The 18,455-nt window shown below is 45.9% G+C and carries 15 protein-coding genes; 3 read left to right on the top strand and 12 right to left on the bottom strand.

The window, feature by feature from the left end:
• Positions 1-63 precede the first annotated feature (63 nt).
• Together rnr and nsrR are read right to left on the bottom strand one after the other, a co-directional pair.
• Entirely contained in the window at positions 64-2,583 is a 2,520-nt protein-coding gene (gene rnr / locus ACWYU8_RS21200; RefSeq protein ID WP_457521720.1) for a ribonuclease R, read from the bottom strand.
• A 115-nt stretch (positions 2,584-2,698) separates the two neighbouring features.
• Entirely contained in the window at positions 2,699-3,124 is a 426-nt protein-coding gene (gene nsrR, locus ACWYU8_RS21195) for a nitric oxide-sensing transcriptional repressor NsrR (RefSeq protein WP_457521719.1), read from the bottom strand.
• A gap of 111 nt (positions 3,125-3,235) precedes the next feature.
• Here nsrR and hmpA point away from each other — a divergent pair, with 111 nt between their 5' ends.
• Entirely contained in the window at positions 3,236-4,420 is a 1,185-nt protein-coding gene (gene hmpA, locus ACWYU8_RS21190; protein ID WP_457521718.1) for an NO-inducible flavohemoprotein, read from the top strand.
• Between the two features lie 82 nt (positions 4,421-4,502).
• Here hmpA and motX read toward each other — a convergent pair whose 3' ends face one another.
• Positions 4,503-5,138 carry a flagellar protein MotX gene (gene motX / locus ACWYU8_RS21185; protein ID WP_457521717.1) on the bottom strand — a complete coding sequence of 212 codons (636 nt, stop codon included), beginning with the start codon at positions 5,136-5,138 and terminating at the stop codon, positions 4,503-4,505.
• A gap of 227 nt (positions 5,139-5,365) precedes the next feature.
• Positions 5,366-6,682 carry an adenylosuccinate synthase gene (locus ACWYU8_RS21180; RefSeq protein WP_444496525.1) on the bottom strand — a complete coding sequence of 439 codons (1,317 nt, stop codon included), beginning with the start codon at positions 6,680-6,682 and terminating at the stop codon, positions 5,366-5,368.
• 162 nt (positions 6,683-6,844) lie between these two features.
• Here ACWYU8_RS21180 and ACWYU8_RS21175 point away from each other — a divergent pair, with 162 nt between their 5' ends.
• Positions 6,845-7,030 carry a DUF2065 domain-containing protein gene (locus tag ACWYU8_RS21175; RefSeq protein ID WP_457521716.1) on the top strand — a complete coding sequence of 62 codons (186 nt, stop codon included), beginning with the start codon at positions 6,845-6,847 and terminating at the stop codon, positions 7,028-7,030.
• Positions 7,031-7,101: 71 nt separating this feature from the next.
• On the opposite strand, the gene hflC is transcribed toward ACWYU8_RS21175, so the two are convergent.
• The 8 genes from hflC to tsaE form a co-directional block, all read right to left on the bottom strand.
• Positions 7,102-8,082: a protease modulator HflC gene (hflC, locus tag ACWYU8_RS21170; RefSeq protein WP_457521715.1), complete on the bottom strand. Its 981-nt coding sequence runs from the start codon at positions 8,080-8,082 to the stop codon at positions 7,102-7,104.
• 2 nt (positions 8,083-8,084) lie between these two features.
• The gene (hflK, locus tag ACWYU8_RS21165) at positions 8,085-9,287 is read right to left on the bottom strand and encodes an FtsH protease activity modulator HflK (protein WP_457521714.1); all 1,203 of its coding nucleotides are present in this window, start codon (positions 9,285-9,287) and stop codon (positions 8,085-8,087) included.
• A 45-nt stretch (positions 9,288-9,332) separates the two neighbouring features.
• Complete coding sequence (hflX, locus tag ACWYU8_RS21160; RefSeq protein WP_457521713.1) at positions 9,333-10,622, bottom strand: ribosome rescue GTPase HflX; 1,290 nt, start codon at positions 10,620-10,622, stop codon at positions 9,333-9,335.
• A gap of 37 nt (positions 10,623-10,659) precedes the next feature.
• Positions 10,660-10,923 (bottom strand): RNA chaperone Hfq, encoded by a 264-nt coding sequence (hfq, locus tag ACWYU8_RS21155; protein ID WP_444496530.1) that lies wholly within the window; start codon positions 10,921-10,923, stop codon positions 10,660-10,662.
• 195 nt (positions 10,924-11,118) lie between these two features.
• Complete coding sequence (gene miaA / locus ACWYU8_RS21150) at positions 11,119-12,051, bottom strand: tRNA (adenosine(37)-N6)-dimethylallyltransferase MiaA (protein ID WP_457521712.1); 933 nt, start codon at positions 12,049-12,051, stop codon at positions 11,119-11,121.
• Positions 12,048-14,078, bottom strand: coding sequence for a DNA mismatch repair endonuclease MutL (gene mutL / locus ACWYU8_RS21145; RefSeq protein ID WP_457521711.1), 2,031 nt, complete (start codon positions 14,076-14,078; stop codon positions 12,048-12,050). Before mutL ends, miaA begins: the two co-directional genes overlap by 4 nt.
• Positions 14,079-14,095: 17 nt before the next feature.
• Positions 14,096-15,811 carry an N-acetylmuramoyl-L-alanine amidase gene (locus ACWYU8_RS21140; protein ID WP_457521710.1) on the bottom strand — a complete coding sequence of 572 codons (1,716 nt, stop codon included), beginning with the start codon at positions 15,809-15,811 and terminating at the stop codon, positions 14,096-14,098.
• Positions 15,805-16,269 (bottom strand): tRNA (adenosine(37)-N6)-threonylcarbamoyltransferase complex ATPase subunit type 1 TsaE, encoded by a 465-nt coding sequence (gene tsaE / locus ACWYU8_RS21135; protein WP_457521709.1) that lies wholly within the window; start codon positions 16,267-16,269, stop codon positions 15,805-15,807. Before tsaE ends, ACWYU8_RS21140 begins: the two co-directional genes overlap by 7 nt.
• A gap of 363 nt (positions 16,270-16,632) precedes the next feature.
• On the opposite strand from tsaE, the gene queG reads away from it, so the two are divergent.
• The gene (gene queG / locus ACWYU8_RS21130) at positions 16,633-17,760 is read left to right on the top strand and encodes a tRNA epoxyqueuosine(34) reductase QueG (protein ID WP_457521708.1); all 1,128 of its coding nucleotides are present in this window, start codon (positions 16,633-16,635) and stop codon (positions 17,758-17,760) included.
• The last annotated feature ends 695 nt before the right edge of the window (positions 17,761-18,455 follow it).

The raw sequence follows: 18,455 nt of genomic DNA, 5'->3' as shown, positions 1-18,455 counted from the left end.
AAACCTCATTGATTGGTATTGGTGCCTTCTCCAACCTGATTCCAACCAGATTGGCGCTTCAGCCTACTGCTCATCTCGTTTTGAGTGCTTCGTTTTCTTTGGCTTACTGTGAGGCTTTTTCTTGCTGGCTTTTCTCACTTTAGGCTTCTTTTTTCCTTCAGTGTCACCACGCTTAGATTCATGCTTAGCGCCGTTACGCTTGCTTCCCGCTTCACTTCTTTCCGGACGTTTAGTCGGTTCGATAGCAGGAATCGCACGCGTCGCACCGCTTTCTAGAGATGAAGAACGACTTGCTGTGCGTTTTTTCTCTTTGGCTTTACGTTGGGCTTCCGCTGCTCGTTTCTTAGCAGTCTTACCTTCGCCGCGTAGCTTACGACTTGTTTCGACCAATTCAAAGTCAATTTGCTTATCATCCAGGTTAACGGCCAGTACTTTGACTTTCACCGCATCGCCTAGTCGATAAATTAAGCCAAAGCTTTCACCGATAAGTCTTTGACCAATAGGATCATACTGGTAGTAGTCGTTCGCTAAATTCGAAATGTGTACCAAACCATCGATATGTAAATCGGTTAAGCGAACAAAGAAGCCGAAGCTGGTAACATTGGCAATGACGCCTTCTAACTCGTCACCAACGTGATCTTGCATGTACTCACATTTCAACCAGTCGGACACATCACGGGTCGCATCGTCCGCCCGGCGTTCTGTCATGGAGCATTGCTCACCATAGAAGTCCATGTCATCGAAAGAGTAGTGATAACCACCGGTTGGTGTCCAGCGATCCTGATTTCGACCTTCATGTTTCGCAATCAGATATTTGATTGCACGGTGCAACAATAAGTCAGGATAACGACGAATTGGTGAAGTGAAGTGAGCGTAACGCTGCAACGCCAGACCAAAGTGCCCTGCATTATCGGCGTTGTATACAGCCTGTTTCATCGAGCGCAGCAACATGGTCTGAATTAGCTCCTGATCCGGACGATCACCCACCTGACTCATCAGATGCGCATAGTCTGTTGGTGACGGCTCAAGACCACCACCCAGTTCCAGTCCCAGTTCAGCCAGAAACTCGCGGAAGCCCATCAGACGTTCTTCACCTGGAGTTTCATGGATACGGTATAGCGCTGGTTCTTTGGCTTTTTCTACCAGAGAAGCCGACGCAATGTTCGCCATGATCATACATTCTTCGATCAGTTTGTGTGCATCGTTACGCTCTAGCGGTTCAATGCTCTCAATCTTACGCTCAGCATTGAAAATAAACTTGGTTTCAACGGTTTCGAACTCAATCGCACCACGCTGCTCACGAGCACTTTTGAGCACTTTATACATGCGGTGCAACTCTTCCAGATGTGGAACCAGCTCTTTGTAACGTTCACGCAGTTCTTCGTCACCTTCCAAAATGTTGTGCACTTTGGTGTAAGTCAAACGAGCATGCGAGTTCATCACCGCTTCGTAATGCTTGTAACCAGACAACTTACCGGTATCCGAGATAGTCATCTCACAAACCATACACAAGCGATCCACTTGTGGGTTCAAGGAGCAAAGACCATTAGAAAGCACCTCTGGCAGCATCGGAACTACCTGAGACGGGAAGTACACTGAGTTACCGCGGATAATCGCTTCTTTATCCAGTGCAGAGTCAGGGCGTACGTAGTAACTTACGTCGGCAATGGCAACCCAGAGACGCCAGCCACCACTTTTCTTCTTCTCACAGAACACGGCATCATCAAAATCACGTGCATCTTCACCATCAATCGTCACCAATGGCAGGTCACGCAGGTCAACACGCCCGACTTTGGCTTCTTCCGGAACTTCTTCCGCTAAGTTGGCAATCTGCTGATCAACCTCTACAGGCCATACATGTGGAATTTGATGAGTGCGGATCGCAATTTGTGTTTCCATGCCCGGAGCCATGTTTTCGCCGAGTACTTCAACCACTTGCCCCATCATACCGCGCGAGCGTGAACCGCGATCGGTAATTTCGATCACGACAACATTACCCATGCGTGCGCCCGCTTTGAGTTCATTCGGGATCAGAATATCGTGGCTGATGCGCGAATCATCTGGCACGACATACGAGTAACCGTATTCGAGGAAGAAACGCCCGACAATTTGATCATTGCGCTCTTCCAGAACGCGCACCAAGCGACCTTCGCGGCGACCACGCTTGCTGTTGTCGGTCGGTTGAACCAGTACGAAATCACCATGAATGATGTTCTTCATCTGATGGTGAGGCAGTAAAATGTCATTATCCTTGCCGACGCTGCCTTCTGGACGCACCCAACCGTGACCATCTTTGTGGCCAATTACGTAACCTTTCACCATTTCAAGTTTTTCAGGCAGTGCGTAGCACTGACGGCGGGTAAACACCAACTGACCATCTCGTTCCATGGCACGTAAACGACGACGCAACCCTTCGTATTGCTCTTCGCCATCAAGCTGTAGTGCTTCGAACAAGTCATTGCGGTTCATTGGAACGCCCGCTTGTTCAAGGAACTCGATGATAAACTCTCGGCTTGGGATTGGATTTTCGTAATTCTGAGATTCACGATCTGCGAAAGGATCGTTTGGAATATTGTCTGACATAGGCACGCCTATCTAGCAAGGAAGGTATAGAGCTAGTATATCCGAGTCTCACGATAACCTACAGAATTGCTTTGAAAAAAGAATGACCGGGATCGACTCTCAGCGGCAAGTTGCTTTATGGTCGCTCTAGTAAGATCAAAAGCTCAGAGTTGTCACGGAGTAATTCGTCGATCGTGCAGTAATCCAGTTCAGCCAGGAAAGCGCTTTTGGCTTTCGCTAACTTATCTTTGAGCCGACATGCCGGCGTGATGTGGCAAAAATCTGCACTGCAGTTCACCAAGTCTAACGGTTCGAGATCGCGCACCACACCGCCAACGGTAATCTCCCTGGCAGGTTTCATTAAACGAATACCGCCATTTTTGCCACGTACAGTCTGCACATAGCCCAACTGTCCTAACCGGTTGATTACTTTAACCATATGATTGCGTGACACACCAAATAAATCAGTCACTTCAGTGATATTTGTCAACTCATCTTTTGGCAATGAAGCCAGATAGATCAAGGTTCTCAGCGCGTAATCTGTGAAGCTGGTTAACTGCATATTGCTATCCTCTCTAATAACAAAAGTGTAAATCTATTCTTGATTGAAAGATAGATTTGAGATACAACTTTAAACATGCATTATAAATACAACTTAAATTAGGAAGCCAGTATGCTCAGCAATCAAACCATCGAAATCGTAAAAGCGACCGCACCACTGATCGCCCAAACCGGGCCAAAGCTGACTGCGCATTTTTATGATCGTATGTTTAACCACAACCCTGAACTGAAAGACATTTTCAATATGAGCAATCAGCGTAACGGCGATCAACGTGAAGCACTGTTCAACGCGATCTGCGCGTATGCTGCAAATATTGAAAATCTGCCAGCACTGCTTGGCGCGGTAGAAAAGATAGCTCATAAACATACCAGCTTTTTGATAACAAAAGATCAGTACCAGATCGTCGGCACACATCTGCTCGCGACCATTGACGAGTTGTTTAATCCAGGTCAGGAAGTATTAAACGCGTGGGCAGAAGCATACGGCGTACTGGCAAACGTATTTATCCAACGAGAAGAGCAAATCTATCAAGCGAATGAGGCCTTGGATGGTGGTTGGCGTGGTCTGCGCGAGTTCGAGTTAATCGCCAAACAACCAGAAAGTGAGCACATCTGCAGTTTTATGTTTAAACCGACAGATGGTGACAAAGTCGCACCATTTAAACCCGGGCAGTATTTAGGTATCTACATCAATAGCGATAAATTTGATAACCAGGAGATCCGCCAATACAGCCTTTCGTCAGCCGCACAGAAGAACACATACCGTATTTCGGTGAAACGCGAGCAAAACGGTAAAGTATCTAACTTCTTACATGATGAACTTAACGTCGGCGATAAAGTAAAACTGGTCGCCCCAGCGGGTGACTTTTTTATGGATGTTGAAACTGAGACGCCGGTGGTATTGATTTCTGCTGGAGTTGGCTTAACACCTACCCTCTCGATGCTAGAGAGCTTATCTGAACATCAAGCGCCGGTGACATGGGTGCATGCAACGGAAAATGGCCAGCAACACGCGTTCAAACAACATGTAAGTCAGCTTGTTGATTCGAAGGAAAACATGGATGCAGTTGTTTGGTATAACCAACCTACTGCAGAAGATAAGTATGGTGAGGACTACCACTTCACGGGATTTGTTAGTCTGAAGGAGATCGAAACGGCGCTGAAGCAAAGCAATGTACAAGTATACTTCTGTGGTCCGGTAGGTTTTATGCAGCATGTCGCCAAGCAATTGCAAGAAATTGGCGTTCCGCAAGATCAGTTTCACTACGAGTGTTTTGGCCCGCATAAAGTGATTTAAGGCTAGGCCTTATCCTGTAAAAGGAACCAAGCCCACTCGAAGTGGGCTTGGTTATATGAAATGACAGGCATTGATTTGGGATTTACCAGAACGTATCTCTTCGCTTAGCACGCGCGATGATGTTCTGTGGCATACGCTGTTCGAGGCCATCTCGCAGGATAGTGATACGCTTATGTTGCCTTTGATCTGCCGTTACTGAGTTATATAACCAGCGATAAGCATCTTCATAGTCTAGCGGGCTACCGTAATCACGCAGAAGCAACTCAGCAAGGTGAATACGCGCATTTAGATTTCCCATTGAGGCCGCTTCACGCAAATACGGAATTGCACGTTCTTTGTCTTGCTGAACCAAAGTACCAAGAGAATAGTAGCGTCCAATTTGCTCCAGCGCTGCTGGTAAACCTTGGTGTGCCGCGTTTTCCATGTAGTAAAGCCCGAGCTCCACGTCTTGCTCAACACAAACGCCCCACGCTAGCATATCACCATACAGGAACTCATACGCAGGCAGACTAATTCGAGTCGCACGGGCAACGATATCTTCAACCAGCTGGCAGTTATCAGCGCGCACACGCTGTAAGTGCTTATTCTGCTCGATAAGTTTTATCAGTTCTGCTTCGGTATAGATAGGAACTGGTGCTCCGACATCAGCGGCACTCGCCCCTGATGCTGTCGTAGTCAGCATCAGTAACAGTGAAGCAGCCACTGTTGGTAACTTCATATACGTACTCTCAAGGTGTCTGAAAACGAAGATCGCCGAAAGATCTCCTCTGCTTGATAAGCTTATCGGCAAAGAGCCGCTGAGCTTTAGACAAAAATTGCCTCTCTCCCAAACACTGCGGCAAGAGATTGCCACATTGAGATGTTTGTTCCACAACTTAAGAATTTTCATCAGACACAAAAAAGCCGACCTTTTGGTCGGCTTTTTCAATCTCTAACGAGTATCAATTAAGATTCAAATGGGTGAACCTTGATGATAGTTTCGTTACGGTCTGGACCAGTTGAGATGATGTCTACTGGTACGCCTGTTAGCTCTTCGATACGCTTGATGTAGTCTAGAGCCGCTTTTGGTAGCGCGTCTAGCGACTTAGCACCAAAGGTGTTTTCAGACCAGCCTGGCATTGTTTCGTAGATTGGCGTTGCTTTTTCGAATGCTTCAGCCGCCATCGGAGAAACTTCCATTACAGAGCCATCTTCCATCTTGTAACCTGTACAGATTTTTAGCTCTTCCAGACCATCTAGTACGTCTAGCTTAGTTAGACAGAAACCAGAAACTGAGTTGATCTGGATTGCGCGACGCATTGCAACAGCATCGAACCAACCAGTACGACGTAAACGACCAGTTGTTGCACCGAACTCATGACCAACAGTACCCAGGTGCTTACCAACTGGATCTTGCTTGTCTTTGCCATCGTATAGTTCAGTCGGGAATGGACCTGCACCTACACGAGTACAGTAAGCTTTCGCGATACCAAGGATGTAACCAATGTGACGAGGACCAAAACCAGAACCTGCAGCAACACCACCAGCAGTCGTGTTAGAAGAAGTTACGTATGGGTAAGTACCATGGTCGATATCTAGCAGTGTACCTTGAGCACCTTCGAACATGATCTTGTCGCCGCGCTTACGTGCTGCGTCTAGTTCGTCAGTTACGTCGATAACCATTGAAGTTAGTAGCTCAGCATAGCCTTTCGCTTCTTCAAGTACTGCTTCGTAGCTTACTGGCTCAACTTTGTAGAAGTTCACTAGCTGGAAGTTATGTAATTCCATTACTTCCTTTAGCTTTTCAGCGAACGTATCCATATCGAATAGATCGCCAACGCGTAGACCGCGACGAGCGACTTTATCTTCGTATGCTGGACCAATACCACGCCCTGTTGTACCGATAGCTTTTTTACCACGAGCGATTTCGCGAGCTTGGTCCATTGCAACGTGGTAAGGAAGAATTAGAGGACATGCTTCAGAAATGAAAAGACGATCGCGTACTGGAATACCGCGCTCTTCAAGAGGTTGCATTTCTTTAAGTAGAGCTTCAGGCGATAGTACTACACCGTTACCGATAACACATTTTACGTTATCGCGAAGGATACCTGATGGAATTAAGTGAAGAACGGTTTTTTCACCGTCAATTACGAGTGTGTGACCTGCATTGTGACCGCCTTGGTAGCGTACCACGTACTTTGCATCTTCAGTTAATAGGTCAACAATTTTACCTTTACCTTCGTCACCCCATTGGGTGCCTAGAACGACTACGTTATTTCCCATCTTTCCAAGTCTGATTGCTAGTTAAAAATGGATTCTAGCACCGAATCGGTATTCTTGCAGTCATTTTTTGTTCACAGACTCTGAGTCTTGTTTCATTCGCACATTTCGAAATCAGCATATCGCTGATAATATTTAGCTTTATGAATTTAAATGGGAAGCGTTATGTCTGAATCAATATGGGTAGCAATAGGGCTCGTTTTGATTGTTGAGGGTATCGGTCCACTTATCGCGCCAAATGGCTGGCGCAATATGGTTGCCCAATTGAGTGAACAACCCAACAACCAGCTACGCCGTATTGGTGGATGTCTGGTCGTGGCCGGAGCCGTGATCGCTATTATGATGAGTTAGCAAGATAGCTCCCGAACATACGGAAACAAAAAAGGCTCCTGACGGAGCCTTTTAAATTATTGGTGATCTACCTACTCAGCTTTTGCGCCTTTCGAGTTGTTCATGTACTGGAAGAAGTCACTCTTTGGATCCAGAACAAGGATGTCACTCTTAGAGTTAAACGATTTTTCGTATGCTCTCAGAGAACGTAGGAAGCTGAAGAATTCAGGATCCTTGTTGTAAGCATTAGCGTAAATCTTCGCTGCTTCTGCATCCGCGTCACCACGTGTTACACGAGCTGTTTTGTCTGCTTCCGCTAAGATAGTCGCCACTTCAAGCTCTGCTTGAGCGCGGATAACTTCTGCTTTTTCACGACCTTGAGAGCGGTGTTTACGAGCTACAGACTCACGCTCTGCACGCATACGACGGTAAATAGACTCACTGATTTCATCAGGTAAGTTGATTTTCTTGATACGGAAATCAACCACTTCAACACCCAAATCCTTCATTGCACTCTCACGTGTATCATCCTGTACGTTAGACATGATTTGATCACGTTGGCCATCAATTTCTAACGCTTGCTTCGCTGCTTCAGTCGTTACTACTGCCGCATCTGCGCTATCTGGTAGTACGTCTTTATTACGAGGACCAGAAACGATCTGCTTAATTTCACGAGAACCGATTTCAGAACGCAGCACGTCCGTAACTTTACGCTCTAGCAGTGCTTCTGCTGTCATCGCATTGCCACCGCCTGTCGCTAAGTAGTATTGACCGAAGTCTTTAATACGCCACTTAACATACGTATCGATGATGACGTCTTTTTTCTCAGAGGTTACGAAACGATCTGAACGACCATCCATTGTCTGGATACGTGCATCAAGAGTTTTTACACGATCAAACAGTGGCATTTTGAAATGCAGACCAGGCTCGTAAATTCGAGTTATGTCGTTATTGTCTTTAAGAACACGACCAAATCGAACCACGATACCGCGCTCACCTTCAGGAATCACAAACAGAGACATCAGCAATAATGCCAGTGCGATTACCAATACAGGGATCATTAACTTACGCATTCTTAGTATCTCCCTTGACGTGAACCTGTTGAACGAGACTGCGTGTTCGAGGTGTCTTCTTGCGAAATCTCAGACTCTAGCTGAATATGATCGTACGTTGCAGAAGATTGCGATTTACGCTTAGTGTCTGTTGGACCTTCTTGTCCAGCCAACTTATCAATTGGTAGGTAAAGCAGGTTACCACTTGATTCAGAGTCAATCAGCACTTTAGATGCACTCGAGTAAACCTCTTCCATTGTATCGATGTACAAACGGTCACGCGTTACACCTGGAGCCGCTTGGTATTCCGGTAGAAGTTTTTCAAACTGTGCTACCTGACCAAGAGCTTCGTTGGTTACACGCTCGTTGTAACCTTGTGCCTCTTTCTTCAGACGCTCTGCACGACCCGTTGCCTTAGGCAAGATTTCGTTTTTGTAAGCTTCTGCTTCACGAATGAAACGCTCTTCATCTTCTCGAGCCGCGATAGCGTCATCAAACGCATCTTTCACTTGCTCTGGTGGACGTGCCGATTGGAAGTTCACATCGACAAGTACCAGACCCATATCGTAGCTATCGATGATCTGATTCAGTGTTTCTTGCGTGCTTTGACGAATTTGCTGACGACCACTGGTTAAGATGCTATCCATCAGCGAGTCACCAATAACCGCACGTAGCGCAGAATCCGTCGCCTGACGTAAGCTGTCATCGGCACTGGTTACACGGTATAGGTATTTGTACGGGTCAGCCACACGGTACTGAACATCCATTGCAACCGTTACTACGTTTTCGTCTTTAGTCAGCATTAGACCAGAGGCACGAAGTGAACGAATCGCCTGTACGTTTACCGCTTCATATTCATCAATAAAACGAGGACGCCAGTTAAGGCCAGGATCTACGATACGATCGTATTTGCCTAAACGCAGCACAACACCACGCTCCGCTTCACCGATGGTGTAAAAGCCAGCGAAGAACCAAACCGCAATAGCAATAGCGGCAATGACACCAAAGCCAATTGCACTACCACCACCGCCGATAGAAGAACCACCGCCACCTTTTTTACCAAATTTGCCGCCCAGCTTTTGACTCAGTTTGTTGAACACTTCATCTAAATCTGGCGGACCTTGATCTCGGCCACCAGGACGCTGGCCACCGCGATTATTATTACCCCAAGGGTCGTTATCGCGGCCATTGTTGCCGTTGTTATTTCCAGGCTCATTCCACGCCATTAGAAAGCTCCATCATTTGATATGACGTTATACTGTAGCAGTCCTTTAAGTGACTATAAAGTCAGTCAAAACTGCCCCTTCTCTTTTTTCAAGTCTAGACCAATCTACTTGCTGCATTCGAATATTGATCAACAAGTTACCTTCCTGGTCATATTCTTCACGCTGAATACACTTCATTTGGAAGAATGTACTGCGGAATCGTCCTTGATACTGTGGAGGAATACACAGCTGAAGCTCAACCATTTGTGATGCCAGACGTTCGGTCAGCGCTTCAAACAGGAGATCAATGCCTATCCCTTCCATTGCAGACACCCAAACCGCTCGAGGTACGCCTTCCTCATCACGTTCTATTCGTGGTTGCTGCGAATCTAGATTGTCGATTTTGTTCATCACTAGCAGACTCGGCACTTCATGTGCATCGATCTCTTCTAGTACATCATGAACAGCTTGAATATTCTCACGAAAACGCTCATCACTGGCATCAACAACATGTAACAAAATGTCAGCTTCTTGCGTTTCTTGCAAGGTTGCTTTGAAAGCCGCGACTAAATCGTGAGGCAAATGTCGAATAAAACCAACGGTATCTGCAAGTATTGCAGGGCCAACATCCGCTAACTCAATCTTACGTAATGTAGGATCCAAAGTTGCAAACAACTGATCTGCCGCATACACACCCGCTTCGGTGATGCGGTTAAACAATGTAGACTTACCCGCGTTGGTATAGCCTACGAGAGAAACCGTTGGGATTTCTGCTCGACTTCGGGCGCGTCGCCCTTGTTCACGCTGCTTGGCCACTTTTTCTAAGCGACGAAGAATGGTTTTGATTCTTTCACGCAATAAACGACGGTCGGTTTCCAGCTGGGTTTCACCAGGACCACGTAAGCCGATACCACCTTTCTGCCTTTCAAGGTGCGTCCAACCACGAATCAAACGAGTAGAGATATGACGAAGTTGAGCCAGCTCTACCTGTAGCTTACCTTCATGTGTTCGAGCTCGTTGAGCAAAGATATCGAGAATAAGACCAGTGCGGTCGAGAACTCGACATTTGCACAGTGTTTCGAGGTTACGTTCTTGGGCAGGAGAGAGGGAGTGATTAAAAATCACAATTTCAGCACCATCTAATTGTACCGCAGTAGCAATTTCCTGTGCTTTACCCTCTCCGACATAGTATTTCGGGTGTGGGGATTGACGGCTACCAGTTATCACTTGTAGCGTCTCTACCCCAGCGGAAGAAGCCAGCATTTGGAACTCAGCCAGATCTTCCCATTCACCTTCTTGCGTGAAGTTGATATGAACAAGTACGGCTCGCTCACCGGATTCATAACGGTCAAACAAGCAATCAACTCCTTAGTTTAAAATACTCGATGAAGAATTAATCTTCTGATTTATCTTGTGGACGATCACCTTGTGGACGTTCACCGCTGTGGTGGCTCACTGGACGAGCCGGCACAACTGTTGAGATCGCGTGCTTGTACACCATTTGGTTAACAGTGTTTTTCAAAAGGATCACGAACTGATCGAATGATTCGATCTGACCTTGTAGTTTAATGCCGTTCACAAGGTAGATAGATACAGGGATACGCTCACGACGTAGCGCGTTCAGAAATGGGTCTTGTAGAGATTGCCCCTTAGCCATTTTTATTTTCCTTATTTAATTTGTAGTTGTAATTATTTAGCTAGTGGTGCACTGCAAAAAAAGTACTGCTTTTGCATCTGAGCTAAACGAATCAAAAATGCACTCAAAGTAATTAGCAGCATAGTATAAAACCGCCAATAACTGATCCTTAGAGAGTGCGTTCACGCAAAAACGATCACATTATACACAGCTATCTCAATCAGATGCTATTGCTTCCGAAATGGTTTCGAGAGACTGTTCAATGTTATCACTATCTAACCAAGTTAAGTCATCCCAGCTGCGTAACCAGGTGATTTGACGCTTGGCCAATTGACGAGTTGCACATATACCGCGAAAAATCGCTTCCTCGCGGGTGCAGTCCCCGTCTAAATACTCCCACATCTGCCTGTAACCTACGCATCGAATAGAGGGAAGATCCGGATGAAGATCTTGTCGCGTATACAACGCTCTCATTTCCTCTTCAAAGCCCGATTCCATCATTTTTTCAAAGCGCAGCTCAATGCGACGGTGAAGTTCTGCCCTATCCTTGGGAGCTATTGCAAACTGTTTGACCCGGTACGGCAGGCTTTCACCCTTCGTTTGAGTCAACTCAGTAAGAGTTTTACCTGAAATTCGGAAAACTTCCAATGCCCGAGATAAACGCTGCGGGTCATTCGGATGAATTCTCGCTGCAGATACAGGATCAACCTCTTTGAGTTCATCGTGCAACACCGACCAACCTTTAGTCAATGCTTCTTGTTCAATTTGCTGACGAATTTCAGGATTTGCAGCAGGAAGAGGTGATAAGCCTTCAAGTAATGCTTTGTAATACAACATAGTACCACCAACAAGCAACGGAATTTTCCCTTCAGCAACAATATCATCCATCGCCTGTAAGGCATCACGACGAAAGTCTGCCGCAGAGTAAGACTCACTCGGATCCAAGATATCAATTAATCGGTGAGGCGCTAAGCTTAGTTCGCGTTCGTCAGGCTTGGCGGTTCCAATGTCCATTCCTTTGTAGATCAATGCAGAGTCTACACTGATGATCTCAACCGGGAACTTTTGACGTAATCGAATCGCAAGCTCTGTCTTACCTGATGCAGTCGGCCCCATTAAAAAAAGAGCCAAAGGTAGTTTTTCTGTCATGGTGTTAATTTGGTTATCGTGGCAGAAAAATCAACAGCAGATACGAAAGTAGTATCTTCTAATGGCAACTGGCCATGTCTTAACTGTTCAAGTTCCGCAATAATTTGAATGGCTTCGGAGAGAGTATAGTGGCTCTTCACTTTAGTTACCTGTAAAGCGAGCCAATCGACCAGCGCTGAAAGTATCTGATTCGTAGCCATCTCCTCCTTTACCCACGTTTGCGCGTAAGATAACAGATCTGGCACCAAATTTTGTAAGTTTTGTTGGCGCAGTGGCGCAGGTACACCCATAACCATCAATGCCTTGTCATTTCTGGCTTTCAACTGAATACCGAGCTGGGCGAAATCTTGTTGATAATTCTGTACCCATTTGACCAGTTCGGTATCCAACTTTATCGATAGAGGTACGAGCAATGGTTGTGCTTTTAATGCGCCTTCACTTGGCGTTAACTGGCCTTTTATCCGGTAGAATTCCGCTCGTGGTAATGAAACTAATGCTACGCCACTGTCACTACTCATCAGGACAAACTGCTCATCCACCACAGCTAGTGCTTTACCTAATGCCGTCACTTGAGGCAAATGAGCTTGCTCACTCGATATCGCGACAACCGCATTTTCGATCGGCTTAGGCTCGATGTCTGGCGTTTTCAAAAGCTCATGATAAGCACGAACTTCTTGTTTACTCGGAGCGGGTTCCGCATGACGCTCTTTGCTCTGAGTCGGCTTTGGAGCGGGCTTAGATTCAATCCAATCTGCACGATGATAAGAATCTGACTGACGGGCCTCTCGCACAGACGACTCTAAAGAAGAACGCTCTCGTGGTTTTGCCTCATAGTCACTTCGTCCAGGGTAAGCCGGCGTTTTGTCTACCGCTTGATAAACTCGTTCGGGAACAGGAGAAGAGGCCTTGTCTTCTTTAATCGAGACTTCTGAAATCGAGGCTTCTGAGTCAACATCGCGTTCCTGAATCGGGTGAGACGGCTCGGCGTGATGAAAGGCAGATTCATTTACGTGTGGCTGTTCAATGACCGCACTTTGTACCAGTGCATCTGTTAATGCCTGATAGATAAAATCATGCACCAGTCGCGCCTGATGGAAACGAACTTCATGCTTTGCCGGGTGGACATTCACATCAACCTGGTGAGGATCGAGCTCAATAAACAGAACATACGCGGCAAACTGATCCGGTTTTAAGCTCATTTCATAGCTTTGACGGATAGCGTGATTAATCAACTTGTCACGCATCATGCGCCCATTCACATAGCAATATTGCAAATCACTTTGCTGACGAGCGCCTTCCGGAGTGGTGATCCAACCATGCAGTTTTAAGCCTTGATGCTCCAGCTCAATACGCAGCATGTGACGAACAAACGCATTGCCACAGACCGCAGCAATGCGCTTTTCGGTTTGAAGCGGATTTTTTGCCGCACGATACTGACGAACGATTTTTCCGTTATGGCGAACGTTAATCGACACATCAAAGCGGCTCAATGCAATGCGTTTAAGCAGCTCATCGATATGAGTGAATTCAGTTTTCTCAGTACGGAGAAATTTACGACGGGCTGGTGTATTGAAAAAGAGATCCAATACTTCAACTGTCGTCCCAATGGGATGAGCCGCAGGTTGCAGCTTAACCTGCATCTCACGACCTTCGGAATAGGCACTCCAGGCTTCCTCTTGCACCGCAGGACGCGAGGTCAGTGTAAGTCGAGAAACCGAACTGATACTCGCCAACGCCTCACCACGGAAACCTAAGCTCATGATCGCTTCTAAATCATCCAGGGTATGAATCTTGGACGTCGCATGACGACTCAATGCCAGCCCCAGCTCATCTTTCGCGATGCCTTTACCGTTATCACGAACACGAATCAGCTTAGAGCCCCCTTTTTCGATATCGATATCGATTCGAGTTGCACCTGAATCAAGGCTATTCTCAACCAGCTCTTTAATGACAGAGGCTGGCCTTTCGACCACTTCCCCTGCCGCAATTTGGTTGGCGAGCCTGGCTGGCAGAATTTTAATCGTCATAACGCGTTAAAGCTCACTTACTTATTTGGAATGATCAGAACTTGCCCGACTGCGAGCTCATCTGAACGTAAGCTGTTCGCCTGACGAATGCTCTCCACGCTCACACCGTACTGAGAAGCTATCTTACCAAGGTAATCACCTCGTGATACTTTGTGCTTACGGATCGGTTTATCTTTTACTGCAACGGTGATCTTAAGTTTCTGACCTACCCATAAAGTATCTGATTTCAGACTGTTTTCTCGGCGAATGTCAGAAACCTTCACCTTGTAATGGCTGGCAATTTTACCTAAGAACTCACCCGGCTTAACAGTATGAACGATGCTTTCTGTTTCCACCGTAATCGGTTTGCTCGGTACTTGAATCGTGCCTGTTGAAGGAATTCGAAGTTTTTGTCCCACCACTAAGCCAGTCGATTTTAAACGATTCTCAGACATCAACGTGTTGGTACTGACACCGTATTTGTTCGCGAGCACCGATAGAGATTCACCGCTCTTAACAATGTGCACCATTGACTGAGAAGGTGATGAGAAAACCGTGCCTTCTGGCGGGTTGTCTTTCAGATATTTAACCACCGCTTTTGTGATTGCTTGTGCCAGCTTGTCTTGATGCGCACGCTGGAAGAGTAACTGTTCTTCCGTTGGGTTAGAGATGAAGCCAGTTTCGACCAACACCGATGGAATTTGCGGAGAACGCAACACGGCCAGACTGGTATTAATTGGCTTGGTATTGTGTAAATGCGCAACGCGCCCCATTTCACTTAAGATATCTGTCGCCAGTTTGTAACCTTCTTTTTGAGAGTGGCTAAACTGCAGATCCAGCAAGGTTTGGTTGACGTTGCGATCTTTGGTATTGGTAACGAAAGCGTTGCCTGAACCACCTAAAAGTTCCGATTGTTTCTCATGGTTCTCGACCCAACGAGAAATCTCAGTATTCGCACGACGCGTATTCAGTACGAAGACCGAACCACCGCGAGGTCTCGGAGATGTGAACGCATCGGCGTGGATAGAAATCAACAAATGTGCATCATTTTCACGTGCAATTGCCACACGTCGGTTAAGGTTTACGAAATAATCCCCGGTGCGTGTCAGGCGAGCTTTAACTCCCTGCGTTGCGTTAAGCTGAGCGGCAATCTTACGAGCAATACTCAATACTGCATCTTTTTCATATTTACGGCGTGACGGACCAATCGAACCTGGATCCTCACCACCATGACCTGGGTCAATAACGATCAGCACCTCTTGAGCACGTTGTACCGAACTCATGTCTTTGCTCGTACTGGCTTTTTCTTCTGATTTGGATTCCGACGACGCAGCTTTGTTGCCATGCGGCAGGTCAACAACTAATCGGTGACCATATTGCCCGCCCGGTGTCGGGCTCAGTTTGAAAAGATCAGCCTGGACATTTTTCTTCAGCTCAAAGACCAGGCGGTAAGTACCCGTTTCAGGTGGAGAGCTTTGTCGTACCAGTTTCAAAACCGGACTGTCAGACACCGTCACCGGTAATTTGGCTTTCATGGTGGTGCCTTTCAAATCCACGACTAAGCGATCCGGTCCAGACAATGAAAAATAGGAGTAATCCGCTTCTGAGCCTAAATCGATGACAACACGAGTCTCATCTGGTGAAGGCCAAACTCGGAAACTATTAACGACGTTCGCAAACGCTAAATTGGGGATAATAAGGATAGTAGTGGCGACAAATGTCGCCACTGCTCTAAAATTTAAAAAACTCAACATAGCTCCAATCGACTGAGTAACTGCACACCATAATCATTATTCGCGGTTAGATCGGCGACACGCGCCTCTCCCTGGTAGCGAATGTTCACATCAAGATCAGGCTTCGGCAGTAAACCTTGCCCTTTTTCTGGCCACTCAACCAAACAAATCGCATCATCAGTGAAATAATCTCGAATTCCCATGAACTCAAGCTCTTCAGGATCGGCAAGGCGATAAAGATCAAAATGGTAAACCTGCCACTTATCCAGCTGGTACGGTTCAACCAAGGTATAAGTTGGACTTTTTACGTTTCCTTGATGCCCAAGAGCACGGACAAAACCACGACTGAAAGTTGTTTTACCTGCGCCCAAATCACCATGCAGATAAATTGTCGTTTGTTGAGAACAAAGCTGAGCCAATGCGGTGCCCAGAGCTACCGTTTGTTGCTCATCTTTCAAATTAAAATGTTTCGTGCTCATTGATGCTTCTCTAACTAATGATCGTTGACTATATAAAAATCAAAAGAACAGGAATAGTAAACTGTGTTGGTTTTGGGAAACAAGCTTTCAAATGTCATATATGCGAAAAAAGTAGCCATAAAACTGTATCTTATTAACCGGATGTTCTCTCCAGGCAATATGAGTTTAACTCACCTTTATAAGAATGCTGCAGATAGCAAAAGGTTCCCTTATAAATAAGTGATTATTCTCGCGATAATAAGACAACGCTACACCTTGATGATGATTTTGCTTTCTAGACTTAGCAGAATTACTTCGGCTTTACGCTAGCACCAATGAAAGAGATCCGTTAAGATCCGGCCCCCATTTATCTCGGTGGTACACATGAACTACGAACAACTCGCACAACAAATCAAAATTTGGGGAAAAGATCTCGGCTTTCAAAAAGTCGGCATCTGCGATGTTGATCTTAGTGAACATGAAGTCGCATTGCAGAAATGGATCGATGCGGGCTATCACGGTTCAATGGACTGGATGGCACGTCACGGCATGATGCGTGCGAGACCAAATGAGCTACTACCGGGTACCATACGTGTTATCAGTGCGCGCATGGACTACCTGCCACCAGAAGCGCAATTTGCCTCTAACCTTGCCAATAAAAATCACGCGTACATCAGTCGCTATGCGCTTGGGCGTGACTATCACAAACTGGTGAGAAAGCAGCTCAATAAACTCGGGAAACTAATCGAAGCAGAAGTCGGCCAGTTTGGTTACCGTCCTTTTGTAGATTCTGCCCCCATATTAGAGCGTCCGCTTGCTCAAAAAGCAGGATTAGGTTGGACAGGTAAACACTCCCTTATTTTAGATAAAGAGTGTGGGTCTTGGTTCTTTCTGGGTGAGTTGCTCGTTGATTTGCCACTGCCAGTCGATCAGCCAAGCGTTGACCAGTGTGAAAAATGCAAAGCCTGCATTACCTCTTGCCCAACACAAGCCATCGTTGAAGATAAGGTCGTCGATGCTCGACGTTGTATCTCATATCTCACTATTGAGTTTAATGGCGTCATTCCAGAAGAGTTTCGCAAACCTATGGGCAACCGTATTTATGGCTGCGATGACTGCCAGCTCGTCTGCCCTTGGAATCGGTATGCCGAAATCACTGAGCAAGAAGATTTCCACCGCCGGGATAGTTTCCAAACTCCAGACTTGGTTGACATGTTTTACTGGAATGAAGCTACGTTTCTAAGAAACATGGAAGGCTCCGCGATTCGCCGAATAGGTCACTTACAATGGCTACGTAATATTGCCGTCGCGCTGGGTAATGCAGAATACAGCCAGAGGGTCATAGATGCGTTGACGTCTCGCCAAGGTGAAAGTGACTTACTTGATGAACACATTAACTGGGCACTGGCTCAGCACCTCAATCAAGTTCCTGGACAAGAAACCGAGTCAATTGAGACGAAAAGAAAACGTTTAATCAGAATTATCGAGAAAGGTTTAACAAGAGACGCATAGCGCGTAGTCTATATGCAAAAGATTGAAAATATCTTTTGCATGCGCAATCCTTGACCTCGTTCTCAAATTTGAAATGTGGAAAAAAATTTGAGATTCGGTAAAAAATGGGGCAGATAAAAAAGTTAAACACAATCGTAGTAAATGATTAGGATCAAAAAAACACAATCTAATGATCGTATTTTAACGTATCCGATCCAGGAGAAATCCAATCTTTTCCTTATTTAACAAGGATTTAAATAGAAACTTCGCGATATCTGTAATATCTATCAGACAAAAGATCTTCGTTTACTAACAAAAAATGGCACGCTAAAAACACTTTATCAACTAACTTATCCACAGAACGTCGTATGTGGATAACTCTGTTAATGAAAGATAGTATAACGCTCCGAATACCAGAGTACTCTTGTGCCTTTCGATTCATATTATGTTTTAAACACAAACGAAAACGTCCGACATCATATAATGCGGATTAAACTTTAGTTTTAGGGGATTCATGCTTCACAGCATAATGAAAGAGCGATGTGGATTGGTTGCAATAGCCTGATGAAAATCTGGCAGGGCATCCATCGATGGCTTGAGGGTTATAAAGTTTTTAACCACCCATACTATCGTTTGAAATTGGTTGCGGGAGCTGGATTTGAACCAACGACCTTCGGGTTATGAGCCCGACGAGCTACCAAGCTGCTCCATCCCGC

This window comes from Vibrio limimangrovi, from assembly GCF_054064025.1.
The sequence above is the reverse complement of the archived record's forward strand: the minus strand, read 5'-3'. Positions and strand labels throughout refer to the sequence as shown.